16 protein-coding genes are annotated in these 20,056 nt (G+C 75.9%); 4 read left to right on the top strand and 12 right to left on the bottom strand.

Features of this window, described 5'->3' with window-relative positions; all coding sequences use genetic code 11:
* Nucleotides 1-79: 79 nt before the first annotated feature.
* Nucleotides 80-985 (top strand): class I SAM-dependent methyltransferase, encoded by a 906-nt coding sequence (locus ACZ4WZ_RS00980; protein WP_467883791.1) that lies wholly within the window; start codon nucleotides 80-82, stop codon nucleotides 983-985.
* A 54-nt stretch (nucleotides 986-1,039) separates the two neighbouring features.
* Here ACZ4WZ_RS00980 and ACZ4WZ_RS00975 read toward each other — a convergent pair whose 3' ends face one another.
* The 4 genes from ACZ4WZ_RS00975 to ACZ4WZ_RS00960 all read right to left on the bottom strand — a co-directional run bounded on the left by ACZ4WZ_RS00975 (nucleotide 1,040) and on the right by ACZ4WZ_RS00960 (nucleotide 4,283).
* A complete protein-coding gene (locus ACZ4WZ_RS00975; RefSeq protein WP_467883790.1) occupies nucleotides 1,040-1,573 on the bottom strand; it encodes an EF-hand domain-containing protein in 534 nt (177 codons plus the stop codon).
* A gap of 303 nt (nucleotides 1,574-1,876) precedes the next feature.
* A complete protein-coding gene (locus ACZ4WZ_RS00970) occupies nucleotides 1,877-2,614 on the bottom strand; it encodes a zf-HC2 domain-containing protein (protein ID WP_467883789.1) in 738 nt (245 codons plus the stop codon).
* The gene (locus ACZ4WZ_RS00965; protein ID WP_467883788.1) at nucleotides 2,611-3,213 is read right to left on the bottom strand and encodes a sigma-70 family RNA polymerase sigma factor; all 603 of its coding nucleotides are present in this window, start codon (nucleotides 3,211-3,213) and stop codon (nucleotides 2,611-2,613) included. The genes ACZ4WZ_RS00970 and ACZ4WZ_RS00965 overlap by 4 nt, the downstream gene beginning before the upstream one ends.
* Nucleotides 3,214-3,296: 83 nt before the next feature.
* Nucleotides 3,297-4,283: a DUF1996 domain-containing protein gene (locus tag ACZ4WZ_RS00960; protein ID WP_467883787.1), complete on the bottom strand. Its 987-nt coding sequence runs from the start codon at nucleotides 4,281-4,283 to the stop codon at nucleotides 3,297-3,299.
* A gap of 160 nt (nucleotides 4,284-4,443) precedes the next feature.
* Between ACZ4WZ_RS00960 and ACZ4WZ_RS00955 the strand changes: the two genes are divergently transcribed.
* The 3 genes from ACZ4WZ_RS00955 (at nucleotide 4,444) to ACZ4WZ_RS00945 (ending at nucleotide 10,337) form a co-directional block, all read left to right on the top strand.
* Nucleotides 4,444-5,178 (top strand): DUF1838 family protein, encoded by a 735-nt coding sequence (locus ACZ4WZ_RS00955; RefSeq protein WP_467883786.1) that lies wholly within the window; start codon nucleotides 4,444-4,446, stop codon nucleotides 5,176-5,178.
* Between the two features lie 393 nt (nucleotides 5,179-5,571).
* Nucleotides 5,572-7,344 (top strand): S8 family peptidase, encoded by a 1,773-nt coding sequence (locus ACZ4WZ_RS00950; RefSeq protein ID WP_467884193.1) that lies wholly within the window; start codon nucleotides 5,572-5,574, stop codon nucleotides 7,342-7,344.
* A 236-nt stretch (nucleotides 7,345-7,580) separates the two neighbouring features.
* Nucleotides 7,581-10,337: a helix-turn-helix transcriptional regulator gene (locus ACZ4WZ_RS00945; protein WP_467883785.1), complete on the top strand. Its 2,757-nt coding sequence runs from the start codon at nucleotides 7,581-7,583 to the stop codon at nucleotides 10,335-10,337.
* A gap of 19 nt (nucleotides 10,338-10,356) precedes the next feature.
* On the opposite strand, the gene ACZ4WZ_RS00940 is transcribed toward ACZ4WZ_RS00945, so the two are convergent.
* From ACZ4WZ_RS00940 to ACZ4WZ_RS00905, 8 genes are all read right to left on the bottom strand, one after another.
* Nucleotides 10,357-11,277, bottom strand: coding sequence for a glycoside hydrolase family 19 protein (locus ACZ4WZ_RS00940; protein ID WP_467883784.1), 921 nt, complete (start codon nucleotides 11,275-11,277; stop codon nucleotides 10,357-10,359).
* Between the two features lie 178 nt (nucleotides 11,278-11,455).
* Nucleotides 11,456-11,866, bottom strand: coding sequence for a rodlin (locus ACZ4WZ_RS00935; protein WP_467883783.1), 411 nt, complete (start codon nucleotides 11,864-11,866; stop codon nucleotides 11,456-11,458).
* Between the two features lie 154 nt (nucleotides 11,867-12,020).
* Nucleotides 12,021-12,227 carry a DUF5302 domain-containing protein gene (locus ACZ4WZ_RS00930; protein WP_467883782.1) on the bottom strand — a complete coding sequence of 69 codons (207 nt, stop codon included), beginning with the start codon at nucleotides 12,225-12,227 and terminating at the stop codon, nucleotides 12,021-12,023.
* Nucleotides 12,228-12,297: 70 nt separating this feature from the next.
* Nucleotides 12,298-12,573, bottom strand: a complete 276-nt coding sequence (locus ACZ4WZ_RS00925; protein WP_467883781.1) for a hypothetical protein — start codon at nucleotides 12,571-12,573, stop codon at nucleotides 12,298-12,300.
* A complete protein-coding gene (locus tag ACZ4WZ_RS00920; protein ID WP_467883780.1) occupies nucleotides 12,570-13,328 on the bottom strand; it encodes an HNH endonuclease family protein in 759 nt (252 codons plus the stop codon). Before ACZ4WZ_RS00920 ends, ACZ4WZ_RS00925 begins: the two co-directional genes overlap by 4 nt.
* A gap of 191 nt (nucleotides 13,329-13,519) precedes the next feature.
* Nucleotides 13,520-15,385, bottom strand: a complete 1,866-nt coding sequence (locus ACZ4WZ_RS00915; RefSeq protein WP_467883779.1) for a hypothetical protein — start codon at nucleotides 15,383-15,385, stop codon at nucleotides 13,520-13,522.
* A complete protein-coding gene (locus ACZ4WZ_RS00910) occupies nucleotides 15,382-18,885 on the bottom strand; it encodes a DUF5682 family protein (RefSeq protein WP_467883778.1) in 3,504 nt (1,167 codons plus the stop codon). The genes ACZ4WZ_RS00915 and ACZ4WZ_RS00910 overlap by 4 nt, the downstream gene beginning before the upstream one ends.
* Entirely contained in the window at nucleotides 18,882-20,036 is a 1,155-nt protein-coding gene (locus tag ACZ4WZ_RS00905; protein WP_467883777.1) for an ATP-binding protein, read from the bottom strand. The genes ACZ4WZ_RS00910 and ACZ4WZ_RS00905 overlap by 4 nt, the downstream gene beginning before the upstream one ends.
* Between the last annotated feature and the right edge of the window lie 20 nt (nucleotides 20,037-20,056).

The raw sequence follows: 20,056 nt of genomic DNA, 5'->3' as shown, positions 1-20,056 counted from the left end.
GCGCGGCGCGCGGCACCGTGGACCACCGCATCCGACGAGCAGGAAGCCCGCGGCCCCCACAAACGCCCATGGAGGAGACATGACCGGCACGGCGCCGCAGCACACGGACGTGGAAGGCGTGGACGGAGGTGTGGGCCTGACCGCCCTCCTGGTCGCCGCGGCACGGGCGATCGAGACCCACCGCGACGACAGCCTGGCCCAGGACCCCTACGCGGAACACTTCGTGCGCGCCGCCCCGGCGTGCGCGGACTGGCCGGTGCGCGTCCAGCAGGTCCCGGACGGGGACGGCGACCCGCTGTGGGGGCGGTTCACCCGGTACTTCGGCCTGCGGACCAGGGTGCTCGACGACTTCCTGCTCCGGTCGGTGCGGACGGGCCCCCGGCAGGTGGTCCTGCTGGGAGCGGGGCTGGACACCCGCGCCTTCCGGCTGGACTGGCCGTCCGGCTGCGCGGTCTTCGAGATCGACCGGGCGGGCGTGCTGGAGTTCAAGCACCAGGTGCTCACGGGCCTGGCGGCCACGCCGAAGGCGGAGCGCGTCCCCGTACCGGTCGACCTGCGCGCGGACTGGGCCGGCGCGCTGACCGCCGTCGGCTTCGACCCGGCCGCACCGAGCGTCTGGCTGGCCGAGGGACTGCTCTTCTACCTACCGGGCCCTGCCGAGACGTACCTCATCGACACGGTGGACGGGCTGACCACCGGAGGCAGCGCCCTGGCCTTCGAGGCAAAGCTGGAGAAGGACCTGCTGATGTACCGCGACAGTCCGATCTACACGGCGACGCGGGAACGGACCGGCATCGACCTGCTCGACCTCTTCGACAAGGGGCCACGACCCGACTCCGCGGGCGGCCTGACGGCCAAGGGCTGGTCCACCTCGATGTACACGCCCTTCGACTTCACCCGTCGGCACGGACGTGGCCCCCTCCCCGAGCCGAACGACGCGCTGGAGGGAAACCGGTGGGTGTTCGCGGACAAGCCCCGGCCATGACCCCCGCAGCGCTCAGCGGCCGCCGCCCCCGCGGTGATGCGCTGACGGGTGGTGTCAGACGGCCCGGGCGGTCACGAGCCGGTCGCCCGGGATGCCGGCCTTTTCCGGCGCGTAGTAGTCCTCGATGCCGGCGGCCCACGTGGCCACGGTGATGCGGTCCTCGGCGTCCGGGCCGAAGGCGTCGAAGAGGGCGTGGATGTTCGCCTCCTCGAAGCCGATCGCCGTCATCAGCGACACGAAGAGGGGGCGCTCGATCAGGCCGTCCCCGTCGGGATCGCCGAGTGCGGAGAGCGCCCCGGCGAACTCGGTGATCGTGGGACCGAAACGCTCGGGGTCGAGCACGAACGGACGAAACTCCTCCAGGGTGATCACGCCGTCGCCGTTGGCGTCCAGTTCAGTGGCGAGCGTCGTCCAGTAGCGACGGAACGCGGCCCGGAGGGCGGCCTTGGCGCCGCCGTCCGACGCGGCCGCCGCCTCCAGGACACGGCCCGTCATCAGGTCGAAGTCTCCGGAGTCGAGGACGCCGTTGCCATTGGCGTCGAAGAGCGAGAAGACCAGTTCGACCCGCTTGGCGGCTTCGTTTCGCATGTTCCCTCACCTGTCCTCTGTGACCCGGTGATCTCCGGGCCACGACCCATGGAACCGCCATGAAGAGCCGCAGACCGTCGATCTTCGCTTGTGGTGACAGAAGGACCGCCGAGTGAGCACGTCCGACACGTCGGATGCCTCACCTGTCACAACCGGACCGCTTGACCGATCCCGTTCATCAGCTCAGATGACCCCGCCGGCGACGACCCCTGGACCCTGGCTCACCTTCCGTCGAGGTCGCCCCCGAGCCGGTACGGGGACCCGCGCGGCCGCCGCGGGTCCCCGTACCGCGCCCGGCGCCGGCTACACCGGCACGGACACGTAGGTCCGGCCCGCCTCGTCCACCACCTGGACCTCCTTGACGTCCGAGGGATCCACGGCCGCGGAGCCGTCCAGGGCGGCGCCCTTGCCCTCCCCGTGCTCCGCCGTGCCCACCACCCAGCCGCCCGCCACGGACCGCGTACCGTCCCGGGAGACCACCACCAGCCGGCACCGCTCGCCCGCCGGCACCCCGGTCACCGCCGCGCGCAGCCGCACCCACTTGGCCGCCGGCGTCAGCTGTACGGTCATCCGCGCGCCGGTGCCCGGATCGGTCGCGGAGGCCACCCGGGTCCCCGCCACCGGAGGCGAGGGCACCGCCGACGCGGACGGCGACGGGGGCGGCGGCGGGGGCAGCGCCCCGGCGTTCCCCGCGTCCGCGCCCACCCGGGCCCCGGCCCAGAACACCGCCGCCAGTGAGGCCGCCGCGGCCAGTCCCACCACCGCGGTCCTCCACCGCGCGGCCGCCACCCGCTCCCCGCGCACCTGCCGCAGGGTCCGCTGGAGCATCAGGTCCCCGCCCTGCGGCGGCCCGTCCAGGAAGGCCTCCCCGGGCACCTCGCCCAGCGCCCTCTCCATCTCCCGCAACGCGGCCACCTCCTCCCGGCACCGCACGCAGTCGCCGAGGTGCTCCTCGACGCGCCGTACGTCCCGCCCGTCCAGGACGCCCAGCACGTACGGGCCGAGCAGTTCCATCTCCTCCTCGTGCCGCTGCCGGTTCACGCCACCACCTCCCGCAGTCCGCCGGGCTGCTGGGGCGGCCGGCCGGTTCCTCTCCTGTGCCCGCCGTCGGCGGTGCCGTCCCCGAACACCTCGCGCAGCGCCTTGAGGGCGTAGTGCGAGCGCGACTTGACCGTCCCCGCGGGTATGCCGAGGCGGTCGGCGGCCTCGGCGACGCTGTGCTGGCGGTAGTACAACTCCGTCAGGACGTCCCGGTGTTCCGGCGACAGCCGGTCCAGGGCGCCGAGCACCGTCATGGCGTCCACCACCGCATCCGCGTGGTCGCCCTCCACCGGGGGAGCGGCCGCAGACCCGGAGACCTCCGGCGGCCGCGCGGCCTTGGCCCGGTACCGGTCCGTGATGATGTTCCGCGTCACGGTGAGCAGCCAGCCGCGCACCGAGCCCTTCCCGTTGACCAGGACCTCGGAATGCCTCCAGGCCCGGATCAGGGTCTCCTGGACGACGTCCTCGGCGGCGGCGCGGTCGCCGGTCAGCCGGGTGGCGTAGGCGAGCAGGGCGTTGCCGTGTTCCTCGTACACCGCCCTGATCAGCGCCTCGTCGGTCGAGCCCCGCCGAGTGCGGGGCCACAGTGGTCCGGGCATTGCACCCTCCGTCCGCCTCCGTGTTGCGTCGTGCGGTCGGAACACGCCCCGAAGGGCCCGCCGGTTCATGTGACCCGCGTCACTCACATCCGGCAGGTGCGGCCTTCGTTGAGGCAGGCGACGAGCTCGGCCATCCGCGCGTCGGTCATCACGTCCACGAACATCGCGTGGTCCGTCCTCGGGCTGTGCCGCTGCTCCGGGAAGGAGTCGAGCGCGATGGGCACCCCCGGCGGCACCGCGTAGGCCAGCGACAGCCGCAGCTCGGGCACCGGAAACGTGCCCTGCGGGCAGACGCCCCCCGCGGAGGGGAACGCGAGGTGCGAGCGGTGGTCCGCGGCAGCCGTGTCCAGCCCGTTCCAGCAGCTGGGGAAGACGAGCGTACGGGTCACCAGCCGGCCGGGCGGGCAGCGCGGGTAGCTGGTGGTGGACCGGCCGGGGGAGCCCGAACAGCCCCAGCGGGCCCGGACGTCGGCGCCGGTCCCCGCCGTGGCGGCCACGGCGTCCCCCGTGACGGCCCGCAGGAAGCGGGGCATCGGCACCACCTTGCTGACGGGGCTGCCCCGGAACTCCACCCCCACCGAGGCCTCGGCGAGGATCTCGCCCGCGTTGCCGTGCCCGGCCGCCCGCTCGTGGGGCCGGCCGCCCGGCCGGTCGGTGCGCCGCAGGACGGGCCAGAAGTACGTGGAACGGTCGCCGCCGGCGCAGCTCGTGCCGGCGGCGGCCAGCGAGGCGTCGGTGGACAGGGCGTCCGTGGACAGATTGCCCACGTACGCGTGCGTGTGGTGGGCGCCCGCCCGCAGGCCCGGCGACACCACCATGTTGTCCTGGTTCCAGTGCCCTTGTTCGTTGCGTCCGCACTCCACCGTCACCGTCCCCGTGGAGGCGTCGGGCCCGGCCGGGGGCGGGGCGGGCCCGGGCGGGACGTCGCCGATGTCCACGCGGTCGCCGGACGCGGGGGCGGTGTGCGGCGGCGCCGCGGCCGTCCGGGCGGCCCCCAGCACGGCCGCGGCCGGCCCGGCGCCGAGCAGGAGGCACACGAGCAGCGCCGGCAGGCGGTTTCCGTTCCCCATGACGGTCACGGTCGCCGGTGGCGCGCCGGGCCGTCAACCGGGCATCCGTACGAGGCGGTCCCCGCGATGTCGTAGGTGTCGCAGGGGTGCGCGGACGGGGGCCGAGGTTGGCCCGTCCGGTGCTTGTCCGGCCGCGGGCCCGGCCGCGAGAGTTCTCCGCATGACACCGGAAGAGCTCCTGCACGCCTTCGCCCGCACCCGTGCCTCCCTCGACGGCGAGGAGACGGTCTTCTGGTGGACCGGCGACATCCACTCCTGGGCGCCCGGTGAGCCCTACCGCCGCCTCTTCGGCTTCGAGGGCCTCAACGCCGCCCGGCTGGAGGCCGACGAAGAGGGCGGGGGCTACCGGATGCTCTCCCGCGAGGCCGCCTTCTACCTCGACCCCGCGACCCGGGAGATCCTCGAGACCTGGCAGGGAAAGCCCGTCGTGCACGTCTGGAACGATCCGGCCAACCAGCGGTGGCGGCCCTTCCCCGTCCCGCGCACCGAACTGGGCGACCAGGTCTGCTTCAGCCTGGAGATCCCCCTCGCCTACCCCTCCCCGCTGCCGGTCGCCGACTACCCGCTGAACTCGGCCGACGACACCTACCGGGCCCTGGAGCTCTTCCAGTTCTTCACCTCCGCGGCCGCCCTCGCCGGTGACGCCCCGAGCGTCCCCGCCACCATGTCGTGGACCCGGATGTCCCCCTGGCTGCCCTGGATGGAGCAGGGGCAGAGGCCCGGCGGACTCACCTTCCACTGCCGGGGCGTGAAGCTCGGCTCGTACGCCGGGGTGCCCGAGCGCACCCGCGCGTACATCGCCGCCCACCACCCGGAATTCGCCCGCGCCCCGGAGAAGTGGACCGAACCCAACGAGTCCAGCTGGACCTACTTCCGCAAGCTCAACCCGCGCTGACCTGGCCGGCCCCCGCCAACCCCCGGAGGGGGAGGGGCCCCACAGGGTCCGGACAAGGGTTTTCCCCGTATCGGGTTCACCCCCGCGTTGCCTACTGTCTGCCCACCGGCGATCTTCCGCGCCCCGGGCGGGCCCCGCACCAACCCCACATGGTGTGAAACGACCGCGGACGCGCTGATCGCCGGGTACGCCGTTGCCCTGCCCCGCCGTCGCGGCCGGGCGACGTGGCGCGCGGCGGCGGCCGGGGCGGGATCGACCAGCCCGCCCGGGCCCCGCTCCGCCGGTTCCACCTCCCACACTGCACCCACCGGCCGCTCCGGCCTGCCCGGATCCGGCCCGTAAAAGGGGAACAACGTGCACGCACCCAGACGCCGGCTCATATCCGTCGTGGCCATGTCCGTCACCCTGCTCGCCGGCTCCGCCACGGCCGCGGTGGCCGTGACCCCCGCGAACGACCCGGCCTCCACCCTGCCGGCCGCCGCGGCCCCCGCCGCCCCCGCCGCCGCCCCGGTCGAGAACCTGATCGTCGGCTACAAGTCCTCGGCCTCCGAGGCCAGCTCGAACGACGCGGCCGCGAACGACGCCGCCGCCAAGGGCAAGAAGGCCGGCAAGAAGGCCACGTTCGACCGCCGTCTCGGCACCGGAGCGGCCCTCGTCAACCTCGGCGGTGCGACCGCCCCGGCCGACGCCGCCGCCCTGATGGACCAGTTCCGCGCCGACCCGGACGTCGCCTACGTCGAGCCGGACTCCCGCGCCTACGCGATGGCCACGCCGAACGACACCGAGTACGCCAAGCAGTGGGACCTCTTCGAGCCCACCGCCGGCATGAACGTGCCCGCCGCCTGGGACAAGACCACCGGTTCCGGCGTCACCGTCGCTGTGCTCGACACCGGTTACGTGGCCCACTCCGACCTCGCCGCCAACGTGGTCGCCGGCTACGACTTCATCAGCAGCTCCACCGCCGCCCGCGACGGCAACGGCCGCGACAGCAACCCGGCCGACCAGGGCGACTGGAGCGCGGCCGGCGAGTGCGGCACCGGCTCCCGGGCCAGCGACTCCTCCTGGCACGGCACCCACGTCGCCGGCACCATCGGCGCGGCGACCAACAACTCCAAGGGTGTCGCCGGCATCGCGTACAACGCCAAGATCCAGCCCGTCCGCGTGCTCGGCAAGTGCGGCGGCGCCACCTCGGACATCGTCGACGCCATCACCTGGGCCTCCGGCGGCACCGTCGCGGGCGTCCCGGCGAACGCCACCCCCGCCAAGGTCATCAACATGAGCCTCGGCGGCTCCGGCGCCTGCACCGCGAGCTACCAGAACGCCATCAACGCGGCCGTCGCCCGCGGCACCACCGTCGTGGTCGCCGCCGGCAACAGCAACGCGGACGCGGCCGGCTTCTCGCCCGCCAGCTGCAACAACGTGATCAACGTCGCCGCCAGCAACCGCACCGGCGACCGCTCCTTCTACTCCAACTACGGCGCGATCATCGACGTCGCCGCCCCGGGCGGTGAGACCCGCCGCGCCACCGACACGCCCGGCACCGTCACCACCCCCGAGAACGGCATCCTCTCCACGCTGAACGCGGGCACCACCACCCCCGGCGCCGAGATCTACAAGCCGTTCCAGGGCACCAGCATGGCCGCCCCGCACGTCGCGGGCCTCGCCGCCCTCCTCGTCGCGGCCAAGCCCTCGCTGACCCCGGCGCAGATCGAGTCGGCGATCAAGACCAATGCCCGCCCGCTGGCCGGCACCTGCACCGGCGGCTGCGGCTCCGGCCTCGCCGACGCCACCGCGACCGTCAACGCCGTGACCTCGACCCAGCCCACCCCGGCCTTCCAGAACACCGCGGACTTCGCCATCGGCGACAACGCCACGGTCGAGAGCCCGATCACCGTCTCCGGCGTGACCGGCAACGCCCCGGCCGCCCTCCAGGTCGGCGTGAACATCGCGCACACCTACATCGGTGACCTGAAGGTCGACCTGGTCGCCCCCGACGGCACCGTCTACACCCTGCACAACCGGGCCGGCGGCAGCGCGGACAACATCAACCAGACCTACACCGTCAACGCCTCCTCCGAGGTCGCGAACGGCACCTGGAAGCTGCGCGTCAACGACAACGCGGGCGGCGACACCGGCAAGATCGACTCCTGGAGCCTCGGCTTCTGACCCGGTTCGCACCGGTCCCGGCGGAGCCCCCCAACTCCGTGCTGACGGGCCGATAGTACGGACCAATCCAGTGCGCTGGCCTGCCGGTACCTCCCGTACCGGCAGGCCGGCGGCGCTTTCCTGTCACCTGACTGAATTCTGCGTCACAATCCGGGTCCGTCGGGGGGCTGACCTCGTATTGTCGCGTCTCACAGGAAGGGCACAGGAGCAGGGGCGCGAAAGGCTGGTGGCTGTGCGTGGCGGCGACGGGGAACGCTGACACCAACGTCGGACACGGCGCACTCATCGAGGCGGTCGACCGGGCGCTGGCCGCGCACGGCCGCGCCGTCCTCACGGGATGCGCCGGCTCGGGAAAGACCGAGGTGGCGCGCGCCGTCGCGGCCGCAGCCGCCAGGCGGCGCGAAACCGTCCTGCGCCTCGCCCCCGAGGCCGTCGACCGGGAGATACCCGAGGCCTCGGCCGCGGCCCTCCTCGCCTCCGTACCCCGCACCGCCCTGGACCGCCTCGCCGGACCGCAGCGCACGGCCGTCGCCCTGCTCCGCCGCGAGGCCGACGCCCCCCGCGCGGGCCGCGACCACGTCGCCCTGCGCCTGGCCGTCGTCGAAGTGCTCCGCACCCTCGCCGCCTCCGGGCCCGTCCTGCTCGTCCTCGACAACGCCCAGTGGCTCGACCCCGAGAGCACCGACCTGCTCCGCTTCGTCCTGCGCCTCACCCCGCCGCGCGTACGGGTCCTCGCCGCCGAATGCGTCCAGGACTCACCCGTCGCCGAATCCCTCTGCGGCCCCGGCACCCCCGTCGTCCACGTCCCCGCCCTCGGCGCCGACGAGGTCGCCGAGCTGCTGCTGCGCCACGGCCTGCCCGCCCGCCTCGCCGGCCGCATCCACCAGGCCAGCGGCGGCAACCCCCGCCTCGCCCTGGCACTGGGCCACTCCCTCGCCGAAGCCGCCGCCGGACAGGGCGGCGGCGCCCACCACGCCGACACCCTGCCCGTCACCGGCCAGGCCCGCGACGTCGCCCGCAGGCTCCTCGCCGCCGCGCCCGGCAGGGCCCGCCCCACCCTGCTCCTCGCCGCACTCGCCGCCCGCCCCACCACCGCCCTGCTGCGCCGGGCCGGACGCCCCGACGCCGAGGCGGAACTCGCGCAGGCCGAACGGGCCGCGCTGGTCACCGTCGGTGAGGACGGCACCGTGGCCTTTACCGCCGGAGCCCTGCCGACCGCCCTGGCCGCCGACGCCGGCTGGCCCGAGCGGGCCGCCGGGCACGCAGCGCTCGCCGCCGCCGTGGACGACCCCGTCCAGGCCGTACGCCACCGCGCGCTCGCCGTCGACACCCCCGACGCCGACCTCGCCGCCGAGATCACCCGGGCCGCCGACGCCTGCCGCCGCCGGGGGCAGCGGGCCCTGGCCGCCGAACTCGGCCTGCTCGCCGCCGAACGCACCCCCGCCGCCTTCCCGCAGGAGGAGCTCGCCCGCCTCGTCCGCGCCGCCGAGGACGCCGGCTGGGCCGGCCGCGCCGACCTGGCCCGCCGCGCCACCCGCGCCGTGCTCGCCCGCGACGCCTCGCCCGCCCAGCGGGTACGGGCCCGGCTCGCGGTCATCGACGCCGCCGGGCAGGCCCTGGCCGACCTCGACGAGACCATCGCCCACGCCGTGGCCGACGCCGCCGGAGACCCCTCCCTCCAGGCCGCCGTCCAGCTGAGGATCGCCTGGAAGCACAACATCGGCGACGGCGACCCGGTCCGCGCCCGCGACGCCGCGGCCGAGGCCGGAGCGCTCGCGAAGGCCGGGGGAGACCAGGTCGCCGAGGCCATGGCGCTGACCGTCCGCGCCCGGATGGGCCGCATCCTCGGCGACCCCGACGCGGAGGACATCCTGGCCGAGGCCCTCGCCCTGCCCGCCCCCGAGGTCCCCCTCGGCATGCGCAACGCCCCCCAGTTCCTCGCCGTCCGCCACGCCCTCTTCGACGACCGGCTCGCCGACGCCCACCGCCAGCTCCTCGCCCTGCTGCCCGCCGTCCAGCGGACCGGCTCCGCCGAGGACGTCTTCGAGGTGCTGCGCAGCATGACCGAGGCCGAACTGCGCCGGGGCCACTGCGCCCGGGGCACGGCCCATGCCCGCCGCGCCCTGGAGCTCACCATCGAAGCGGGCCTCTCACCCGGCCCGGCCTGGTACGTGGCCGCCACCGCCGAGGCCGCCGGAGGCAGCTTCGCCCGCGCCGCCGCCTATGCCCGCCGGGGCATCAGGGCCTCCGAGGAGGAGGGCGACCAGGTGTTCCTCTCCCGGGGGCTGTACGCGCTCGGCACGGTGGAACTGGCCACCGGGGACGCCGCGAAGGCCGTGGCCACCCTGCGCCGGGTCGCCGCCCTGGAGGAGGCCCAGCAGGTGGTGGACCCCTCCGTCCTGCGCTGGCACGGGGAGCTCGCCGAGGCGCTGGTCGCCGCCGACGCCCCGCACGAGGCGGTCGTACTGCTGGACCGGGTCACGCCCGTCGCCCGCTCCCTGGGCCGGACCACCGTGCTCGCGGCCCTGGACCGGGCCCGGGGCCTGTGCCTGTCCGCGCAGGGCGAGCCGGAGCGGGCGGTCGCCCTGCTGGAGGCGACCGCCGAGCGGTTCGGCGCCCTCGGACTGCCCCTCGAACACGGCCGTACGCTGCTCGCGCTGGCCCGCGTGGAACGCAGGCGCCGCCGCCGTGCCCCGGCCCGGGACGCGCTGCGGGCCGCGGCCGAGCTGTTCGAGGCCGCCGGAGCCGTGCCCTGGCTGGAACTCGCCCGGGAGAACGCGCCCGAGAGCTGCGGCCCGCACCCCGGCGTGGAGGCCCTGACCGAGGCGGAGGCCCGGCTCGCGCTCCTCGTCGCCGGGGGTGCCAGCAACCAGGAGGCGGCCGCGAAGCTCTTCCTGAGCGTCAAGACGGTGGAGTCCCGGCTCACCCGGATCTACCAGAAACTGGACGTCCGCTCCCGCGCCCAGCTCGCCACGGCGCTGCGCGGCCAGTGAGCCGGCCCCCCGGCCGCCGTCAGCAGCTCAGGTTGTTCCCCGGGGTGACGCCCAGCAACTGGGTGAAGCTCTGGTACTTGCTGACCCGGCTCTGTACCTGCGCCGGGTTCCCGCCGTTGCACTCCAGGGCGCCGTTGATGGAGCGGATCGTCTCGCCGAAGCCCGCGCCGTTGACCATGGCGGCGTGCGCGGTCATCGTGCCGGGGCCGTTCTGGGTGTTCCAGTACCAGAGCGCCGTCTTCATCGCGACGGCCGGGTCCCGCTCCACCAGGTAGGGGTCGGCGAGCAGGTTGATGCCGAGGGCGTCGCCCGCCGCCTTGTAGTTGAAGTTCCAGCTGAGCTGGATGGGGCCGCGGCCGTAGTACGCGGCCTGGCCGGCGGGGCAGCCGTAGGGCTGGGAGGCGTCACAGTAGTGCGGGTAGTTGGCGGTGTTCTGCTCCACTATGTGCACCAGCCCGCCCGTCTCGTGCGAGACGTTCGCGAGGAAGGCGGCCGCCTCGCGCCGCTTGACGGTGTCGTCGCCGGTGTTGGCGAACCCGGGGTACGCGGAGAGCGCCGCCACCAGGCCGTTGTAGGTGTAGAAGGGGTTCCGGTTCGGGAACATCTGGTGGAACTGGGCCTCGCTGACCACGAAGCCGGACGGGTTGCCGGTGCCCGGGTCGGGTTCCTGGCCCCCGCCGCCGCAGGCGCCCTGGTCCGACCAGACGCCCCACTGGCCGGTGGTGCCGGGCGTCTCGCCCTGCGTCCACCACTTGGCCTGCCAGTTGTGGCCGCCGTACGAGGCGTTCGTACCGCCCGTGTAGACGGCGGAGGAGCTCCAGGCGCCGGCGCAGGCGGGCGCCGCGGCGGCGGGGGAGGCGGGCAGGGCGACGGCCAGGCCGAGGGTCGCGGCGGCGGCCGCGGCGAGGGAGAGGGTGCGGCGGCGTAGCGTACGTATCACGTAACTGCTCCTGGAGTGGGGGGAATTGTCGCCGTCGCCTGGGGGGCGACGACTACCGCCACTGAACCGAAAGTGGTCTGGACCTGTCAAGGTCTAGACCAGAGCCGTTACGTGTGGGGCCGGAACGTGCCGGAGCGGTGTGACGGTCGAACCGTCACGCCGCTCCGGGGCCGCTGGGTCAGCTGCCGGCCGAGAGGTTGCCGGACAGGACCGGGATGTTCTCCACGAGGTGCGAGAGGGGCTCGTCGCCCTTGCCCTGGGTGGAGTTCTCGGCGCACTGCTGGTTCTGCGGGTTGGCCAGGACGTTGATGTCCTGGACACCGACGTTGACCAGGGCGAGGATCGACTGGACGTTGACCTTCGCCGGCAGGCCGATGCAGAGCTTGTTCAGCGAGCCCTGGACCGCGGAGAGCTGCGGGCTCAGACGGCCGGAGGTCTCCTGGTTGCCGTAGATCTGCGCGGAGTTGTTGCCGTTGACCGTGTTGACCCCGTTGTCGTTGCCGATCGCCATCGCCGGGGAGGCTGCGAGGGCGCCCGCCCCGACGACGGAGGCGGTGACCGCGGCGGTGGCCATGAACTTCTTGAGCATCGTGTGGATCCTTCTGTCGTATGTGCTGTCCCCGGCGGAACGACCTGATCAACTCCCCCCGGGCCGACGGGTTATCGCCCGTCACCCGTGCGGCCCAAAGGATCCACAAGGCCACCCGGTCAGCCGGCCGGCAGCCGGCCGGCCGGCCCGGCGGTCAGCCGGTCTTGCGGCGGACCTTCTTGTTCTTGCCGCCCGGCCCACTGCTGGAGCCCTGCACCTTCGCCCGGCTCTGGTGGGCCTGCTGGGACTGGGCGTTCGCGGCGTTGCGGTCGAGGGCCTCGCGGAACTTGCGCTTGGCCTCCTCGGCGGGGGACTCGTCCTGCGGGGCGTCCTTGCCGGGGGTGTCCGGTGTGTCGGCCATCTGCCTGCCTCCTGAAGTGATCGGGTCGCCAGTGTGTCAGCCGGACGGCCGGCGGGCCATCGAGGGGGTGTCAGGCCGGTGCGCGCGGTGCCACGGCGCCGCCACCGGCCCGGATCGCGCGCAGCGCGGCCGTGTGGAGGGCGTGGGGGTCCCCGTGGGCCACCGGGCTGCCGGTGAGCGTGTACCACTCGTCCGCGTCCGTGTACTGGACCTCGAGGCGGACCCGTCCGTCCGGGCCGCCGGTGGTGCGCAGCGTGAGCGGGCCCGTGATGACGCCGACCTCATCGGTCATGGCGCCGCCGGGGCCCGCGAGGACGTCGTCCTGCCACTGCCGGGGCGCGGTCATGGGGCGCAGGTGTCGATCATGGTGGTGAGCATGGTCCTTTCGGCTTCGGTGACGGTCAGACCGTAATGGGACTTCACGGTGGTCCAGGCCCGCCCGTACTGACACCAGCTCGACGTGTCCGGCGGCTGCCACAGGTCGGGACTCTGGTCGCCCTTGGAGCGGTTGGACGAGGCCGAGACCGCCAGCAGCTGCGGTCGCGTCAGGTCGTTGGCGAAGGCCTTGCGCTTCGCGGCGTCCCAGCCGGAGGCGCCGGACCGCCAGGCCTCCGCCAGCGGAACCACGTGGTCGATGTCCACCTTCGCGGCCTCGTTCACGGAGACGCCGTCGTAGAGGCTCTTCCAGCGGCCCGACACGGCCCGGCACTGCGCGTCCTGGGTGACGTCGGTCCCGTCCCGCTCGAGCACGGTCTCGCGGGTGTCGCACGAGCCCCCCTGCTCGGCCCAGTGCGTGAACCTGTCCCGGCTGTACCCGGCCATCGTGCCGGGCCTGCCGGTGGTCAGGGCGGCGAGCCGGGTCCGTGCGACGGCCGCGCTGACCATGCCCGGCAGTACGTCCCCGGAGGCCGGCTTGGCGTCGCCGTCGGAGGGCGCGGAGGCCGGGGCGGACGGGGAAGCGGAGGCCGGCGCCGGTGCGGAGGGGCCGATGCTCGCCGCCGGTTTCCCGTCCCCGGAACTCCCCGCCCCGCCGCACCCGCTCGCGCCGAGCAGCAACGCCACGGCCACCGCCGCGCCGACGGCACCCCTCTGACGACCCATGAGCCCACCCCACCCCGACGACACCGCGCGAAACCGACCCGGGGAGACTACCCAAAAGCGGACAAGCGTCCACGCACCGGCTCCCCGGCTCCCCGTCGCGCACGTCGCTGACGGTACGCCGGCAGGCGGAGCGACGGCGGTGCCGACGCCCCGCGCGGGAACACTGCCGCAGGGCCGCCCGGGGCCCCGGGTCAGGCCCAGGAGGCGGTCACCAGGGAACGCCGGGCCGCCTCGAGGTGGGTGGCCGCCGCCAGCCAGGCCCGGGCGTAGCCCTCGGACGAGGCTTCGGTGAGCCGGCCGAAGGCGTCCCGGGGGCGGCGGTCGGCCTCGGCCACCAGGGCCGCCGCCAGGTCGGCCGCCGTCCCGAAGCCGGCCCGGCGCAACGGTCCGCACGCCGCCAGCGGCTCCGGACCCCGGGCGGTCTCCGCGACCGACCGGCGCCCGCCGGCCACCCCCGTCTCCAGCAGCCGGCGCACCCGCCACAGCGGAGAGTCGGCCAGTGGGTCCGGCCCCGGCTCGCCGGGGAGCACCGGCTCCGGGGCCTCGCCCTCCGGGAAGTGGCCGCCCTGGAGCCGGTCGTAACCCAGATCGGCCCGGTCGCGCCACTCCGGCGGCAGCCGCAGCGTGTACGCCTCCCCGGGCACCGGCCCCACCGCGAGCGGGCTGAGCGTCGCGGCCCGGTCCGGGTCGGGCCGGCCCAGGACGCGTACCGCCAGCCCCGGACACCCCGCCAGGCGGCGCAGGTTGGCGGTGTGCGCCAGCTCCGGGTGCGGATGCGCCGGGCGCAGCCGCAGCAGCGGTGCGTCCGCGCGCAGCTCCCGCACCAGCAGGTGCTCCCCGGCCGCGCCGACCACCCGGACGTCGCAGCCCAGCAGCCCCGGTTCGGCGTCCTGCGACAGCAGCTCCCGTACGGCCTCGGCCGCCGGGCGGGCGAAGAGCGACGCCAGAGGCTCCTCGTCCCAGGCCGCCCCGGGCGCCGGCACCGCCCGGACCCCGCGCCCGGCGCCGAGGCGCCCGTCGGCGGAGACCGACGCCCCGGCGATACGCAGACCCGCGCGCGCCAGCCCCGCGTGGTCGAGGGCGGCTCCGCCCAGGGACACGGAGGCGGCCCCCGCGCCCCGGGCACGGGCGAACCCGCCGGGGCGCACGTCCGACAGCGTGTAGCGGGCGCCGTCCGCGCCCAGCAGGTGGGTGACCACACCGCCGTAGCCGGTGGCGGTCAGCACGGGCTCCCGGCACAGGCCGTGGACGCGCAGACCGCCCCCGGCCCCGTAGGCGCGCCGGCCGCCCGCGGTCAGGCCGGGACCGCCCGTCCCGGACGCCAGCAGCGCGGCGGTGCGCAGCAGTTCCGAGAAGGCGGCGGCCAGGTCGGTCAGCCGCTGGGCGGCGTGGCGCTCCCGCGCGGCACGCAGTCCCCGTACCACCCGCAGCGCGGCGGCCTCCGCGCGCGGCAGGCCGGCGAGCCGGGCGGTGTGCGCGGCCCGCAGCAGTTCGGCCTGGACCACCGCGCCCGCCGCGCCGGCCCCGGCGGCGAGCGCCTCCGCCGACACGGCCCACAGTGCGGCGCCGGCCCGTACCTGGGCCTGCGTGGGCCGTTCGCCCACACCTCCCGCACCGGGTCCGTCCGGGGATCCGTCCGCCGGGCGCACCCCGCCGGCTCCGGGGCCCGGGGCGGCGGCCTCCTCCTCCCGGGGCCCGTCCGCGGACCCCGCCTCCCCGGCCTCGTCCCCGGCCTCGTCCCCGGCCGATTCCTCAGCCGGCGGACCGGCCAGCGGCGCGGCCCCCAGGACCGCCGCCCGGTGCAGACAGCGCGGGGCCAGCAGGCAGCCGCAGACGGCCTGGCCGGGCTCCGTGACCGCCCCCGACGGCCCCGGCCGCAGGATGACCACCGCGTCCTCACCGAAGCGGACCGTGACACTCCCATCGGTCGCGGTGTCCGCTGCCGCCGCGCAGCCCTCGATCGCGGCGTCCAGCTTCTTGCGCAGCCGGGCGCTCAGGTTCTCCACCGCGTCCGCGACCACCTCGGCGGCGACGGGCGGCAACAGCGGGCTGGTCATCGGGGCTCCCCACGGAGTCGGTCGCCCACCCAGCGGGCGAGGGCGAGAGGGCTGAGCGCGGCCACCGGCATCCCCGCCGCGACGAGCTGCCGTGCGACCGGCACCGAGTACCGGGGCGCGCCCGAGTCGTCGAGCGCGGCGCAGCCCAGCAGATGGGCACCGGAGGCGGCCAGCGCGCGCACCTCGGCGAGCAGACCCCCGAGCGGGGCGCCCTCCTCGAAGTCGCTGACCACGACGACCAGGGTGCGGCTCGGCACCGTGATCAGGCTCCGGGCGTGCGCGAGGCCCGCGGCGATGTGCGTACCGCCGCCGACCCGGACCTCCAGCAGCAGAGAGAGGGGGTCCTCGACGCGGCCGCTGAGGTCGACGACCTGGGTGGAGAAGGCCAGGAAGTGGGTGGACAGGGTCGGGACGCCGCCCAGCACCGCGGCCGTCAGCGCCGACCACACCACGGACGCCTCCATCGACCCGGAGACGTCCACCACCAGGACCAGCCGCCAGTCCGCCTCCTTCGACGCCCGCGTGCTGAACACGGGCCGCTCCGGGACCACCACCACCCGGCCGTCGTCCAGGCGCCGGGTGTGCGCCAGGTTGGCCCGCAGGGTGCGCGCCAGGTCGAGCGGGCCGCCGGGACGGCGGGTCGGACGAGGCGAGGCCAGGCCCGTGAGGGCCGGGCGCAGCCGGGTGGCCAGCTCCTTGGACAGCTCGTCGACGAGCCGCCGCACCAGCGGCCGCAGCCGGGCCAGGTGCGCCTCGGACATGCCGCCGGCCAAGGACAGCACCGAGGTCAGCAGTTCCACGGACGGGCGCACCGACGCCGGGTCCAGCTGGGCCAGCACATCGGTGCGGCCCGCCCCGGCCGCGTCGGCCAGCACCTCCTCGCGCACGTCGGCGCCGAAGAGGGACTCCAGCTCCGCCGACCACTCCCGGGCGGTCGGGAAGGAGGCCCCGTCCCCGCCGCCGGAGCCGGGGCGGCCCACGTCCGCGGAACCCTCCCCGCGCCCGGCGCCGTACAGCTCGTCCAGCGCGCGGGCATAGGGCCGCGCGTCGGCCGGGAGCCGGTCGCGCTGGCGGCCGAGCAGCAGGCGCCACCGGTCGGCGGGCGCGAGCCGCCGCCCGTCCGGCAGCGGACCGCCGGGCGCGGGTGCGGCCGCGGCGGCCGGCTCCGCGAGGGTCGCGGCGGCCGTGACGGGGCAACCCCCGGGCAGCGCCAGCTCCTTGACCGCGGCCAGCCCGGCGGCGTCGGCGGCCGCCCACAGGGCCAGCAGCGCGGGCGGCGCGTCCAGCGAGAGGTCGACCCGGTCGCCGAGCCGCTCGGTGACCGTGTCCAGGAGCCGCTCCCGGGCGGCCGGGGTCAGCACGTCGAACCCGGCCCGCAGCGCCGGCAACCGCTCCAGGAACGCCCCGTCGGCCAGCGAGTCCACCCGGTCCAGCAGCGGGGTGAGGGCGGCCGGGGAGGCACCGAGCAGCGGCCCGGCGGCGGTGAGCAGTCCGGCGAGCCGGCGGGCCAGCGTGCGCCGCCCGTCGGCGGTGGCCGCGCCGTCCACCCAGGCGGCGGCGCGGGAGCCGAGCCCGGCGGCCGGATCCAGGTCGAGCAGGACCCGTACGGCCAGGGCCGCACCCCGCATCAAGGGGCCGGCTCCGGAGGCGAGTTCGGCGAGGGCGGCGTCCATGCGCAGCCCCAGCCGGCGGGCGGCGGCCCGGTCGGCGAGGGCCACCAGGGCGCCCGCGTCGGCGGGGTCGTCGCTGCCGGCGAGGCCGGGCAGGGACCGCAGCGCGGCGTCCAGCAGGTCGCCGACGAGCTCCTCGGCCGTGGCCCGCGCCCCGTCCGGGGCACCGGGCAGGTGGCCGCGGCGCAGCCCCTCCAGCAGGTCGACGGCCTCCAGGAGCTCGGGCACGGTGGCGGTGTCCGGCAGTACGGCCGCCATCTCCTCCAGTCGTACGCCGACCAGTTCGGGCAGGTCGCAGCGCGCGGCGGCGTCGAGCCCGGCCAGCACCTGGGCGGCCGTCGGGCCGCCTTCGGCCGCCTGGCGGCGCGCGGTGTCCCGCAGCGTCCCGGCGGCCGCCTGGGCGGCGCTCACGCCGCGGACCCCCGCCAGGTCGAGGCGGGCCGGGACCGACGGGGTCCAGGACAGCCGCCACTTGCTCCCCAGGGCGGTGCCGTCGCCGGTGGCGGCGACCGCCACGGGCTCCCCGTAGGAGGCGCCGCAGACCAGCAGCCGCCGCAGCAGCACCTCCCGGCGTCCGTCGAGCTCGGAGCGCAGCGGGTCCAGGCGGACCTCGCGCGGCTCCGGGTCCTCGGGACACGGCAGCCGCAGCGCGGCCAGCTCCGCCTCCACGGAGGGGCCGAGCCCGGAGCGGGGGGCGTGCGGGGTGGTCCGGCCGCGGCCCGTGCCGACGAACACGGCCTCCAGGGCGCGGGCCAGCGCCCGCCCCCGGCCCAGGGGTTCGCCCTGCCCGAGCACCGTGGTGACGGCCTCCAGCAGCTCGCCCCGGCCGGGGGCGGGCAGCCCGCGCAGCACCGCCAGGTCGCAGGCCAGGCGCAGCGTCTCGGCGGCCTCCCCGGTGCCCGCGGTGTGCCCGGCGCGGCGCAGCTCCCGGCACAGCCCGGTGACGGCGGCGGCCGCGGCCTCCCGCAGCCGCACGGGGTCCCCGCCCGCTTCGAACACGGCCTGCTGCCACAGCGGGTCCCGGATCCCGGCGGGGTAGCCGGAGCGGGAATCGAGCAGGTCGTGGGAGTACGCCACGAACGAGGTGACGACGCCGCCGTCGGCGGCGCCGGCGGTGTCCGGACCGGAGACCGCCACCGCCTCCCCGCCCGCACCCGGGGCCAGGGCGGGGGCGTGGAAGGCGCCGATCACGGCGGCGACCCGACGGCCCGCGAACCCGGCGAGCACGCCCCGCATGTGGGCCTCCCGCGCCAGGTCCACAGCCGGAACGTCGCCCGCGTCCGTACGCAGCGCCCAGCCGACGCCGAGCGCGGCGCGGCGTACGGCCTCCGCGGAACAGCCCGGGGCCAGGACCTCCACGGCCCGGTCCCACAGGTCGTCGCCCTCGCGTCCGGTGCCCGACGCGGCGAGCGCCCCGGCGTAGGACCGGAGCCCGGACGGGCCGGGGGCCGACGCAACGGCCTCCGGGGTCCACCCCCGGTCGGACAGCGGCAGGTCGCAGCAGACGACCTCCACGCCCCGGCCGCGCGCCCAGCGGATCGCCGCCAGCTCGGGGGAGAAGTCCGCGAACGGGTAGAAGGCGAGGCGCCCTTCGGCCCCCAGGCCCGCCAGCGCGACCGGCGCGAGGGTCTCCGGGTCGGCCAGGTGCGCCAGCCAGCGCTGGAAGTCGGCAGGCAGCTCCACGCAGACCACCTCGGGGTCCGCCGCCTCCAGCAGCGCGGGGACCACCGCGGCCAGCGCGGGACTGTGGTGGCGTACCCCGAGCAGGTACGGCGCGCGGCACGCGGCCAGTTCCTCGACCGCCGCCCGCGGTTCGGCGGTGAGCGTCAACGCAGGCTCCCGCGCAGGTCCCACAGGCGGCGCCACATCGCGGAGCCGTCCTCGGCCCGGCGGCGCACCGGGCCGTCCCAGTAGCCCAGCAGCCGCCCGTGGTCGGCGGGGTCGTCCTTGCGCACGACGCCCAGCAGGTGTCCCGGCAGCAGGTCCAGCACGTCACCGCCCGGCAGGTACGCGGCCGCGACGCCCAGCGAGGCCGCCACCTGCACGGCCTCGGCGGTGGACATGACGGTACCGGGCCGCTCCACGTCCCAGCCCTCGGCGCTGCGCCCCGATCGCAGGTCCCGGAAGACGGTGACGAGCGCGTCGAGGACGGAGTCGTCCACCCCGAAGGCCGCTCCGGCGCGTTCCACGGCGGCGACGGCCTGCCGCCGGACGAGGGCGGCCTCGGCGTCGGGGTCGGCGATCGGGCCGACGGTCTCGAAGTTGAAGCGCCGCTTGAGGGCGGCGGACATCTCCGAGACGCCGCGGTCGCGCAGGTTGGCGGTGGCGATGACGGTGAAGCCGGGGGCGGCGGAAACCACCGCGTCCTCGGTGGCGGTCAGTTCCGGCACGCTGACCCGGCGGTCGGACAGGATCGACACGAGCGCGTCCTGCACCTCGGGCAGGCAGCGGGTGATCTCCTCGACCCGCGCCACCCGGCCCGTCCGCATCGCGGAGAGCACGGGGGAGTCCACGAGGGCCTGCGGGGTGGGGCCCTGGGCGAGGAGCAGCGCGTAGTTCCACCCGTAGCGGAAGGCGTCCTCGGTGGTGCCGGCGGTGCCCTGCACGGTGAGCTCGCTCGTGCCGCACACCGCGGCCGACAGCAGCTCGGACAGCATCGACTTGGCGGTGCCCGGCTCACCGGTGAGCAGTAGCCCCCGTTCCCCGGCCAGGGTCACCACGCACCGCTCCACCAGGGCGCGTTCCCCGACGAACTTGCGGGCGATCACCCGCTTCGACGGCAGTCCGGCGCGCCGCTTGGGCAGGGCCAGCTCCTCGCCCTCGCTGCCGCACACGAAGGTGACCACCGCGCGGGGGGTGAGGAGCCAGCCGGGCGGGCGCGGGCCGGTGTCCTGGGCGGCGAGGAAGGCGAGTTCGGCGGCGTGACGCTCCTCGGCGGGCATGGCCTGCCGGGCGGGCGCGGACGGTTCGGTGACGGTCATCGGTGCGGGTCCTCTGGTTC

It is taken from the genome of Streptomyces sp. NPDC029122 (genome assembly GCF_055569445.1).
This window is presented reverse-complemented; position numbering and strand designations above follow the sequence as displayed.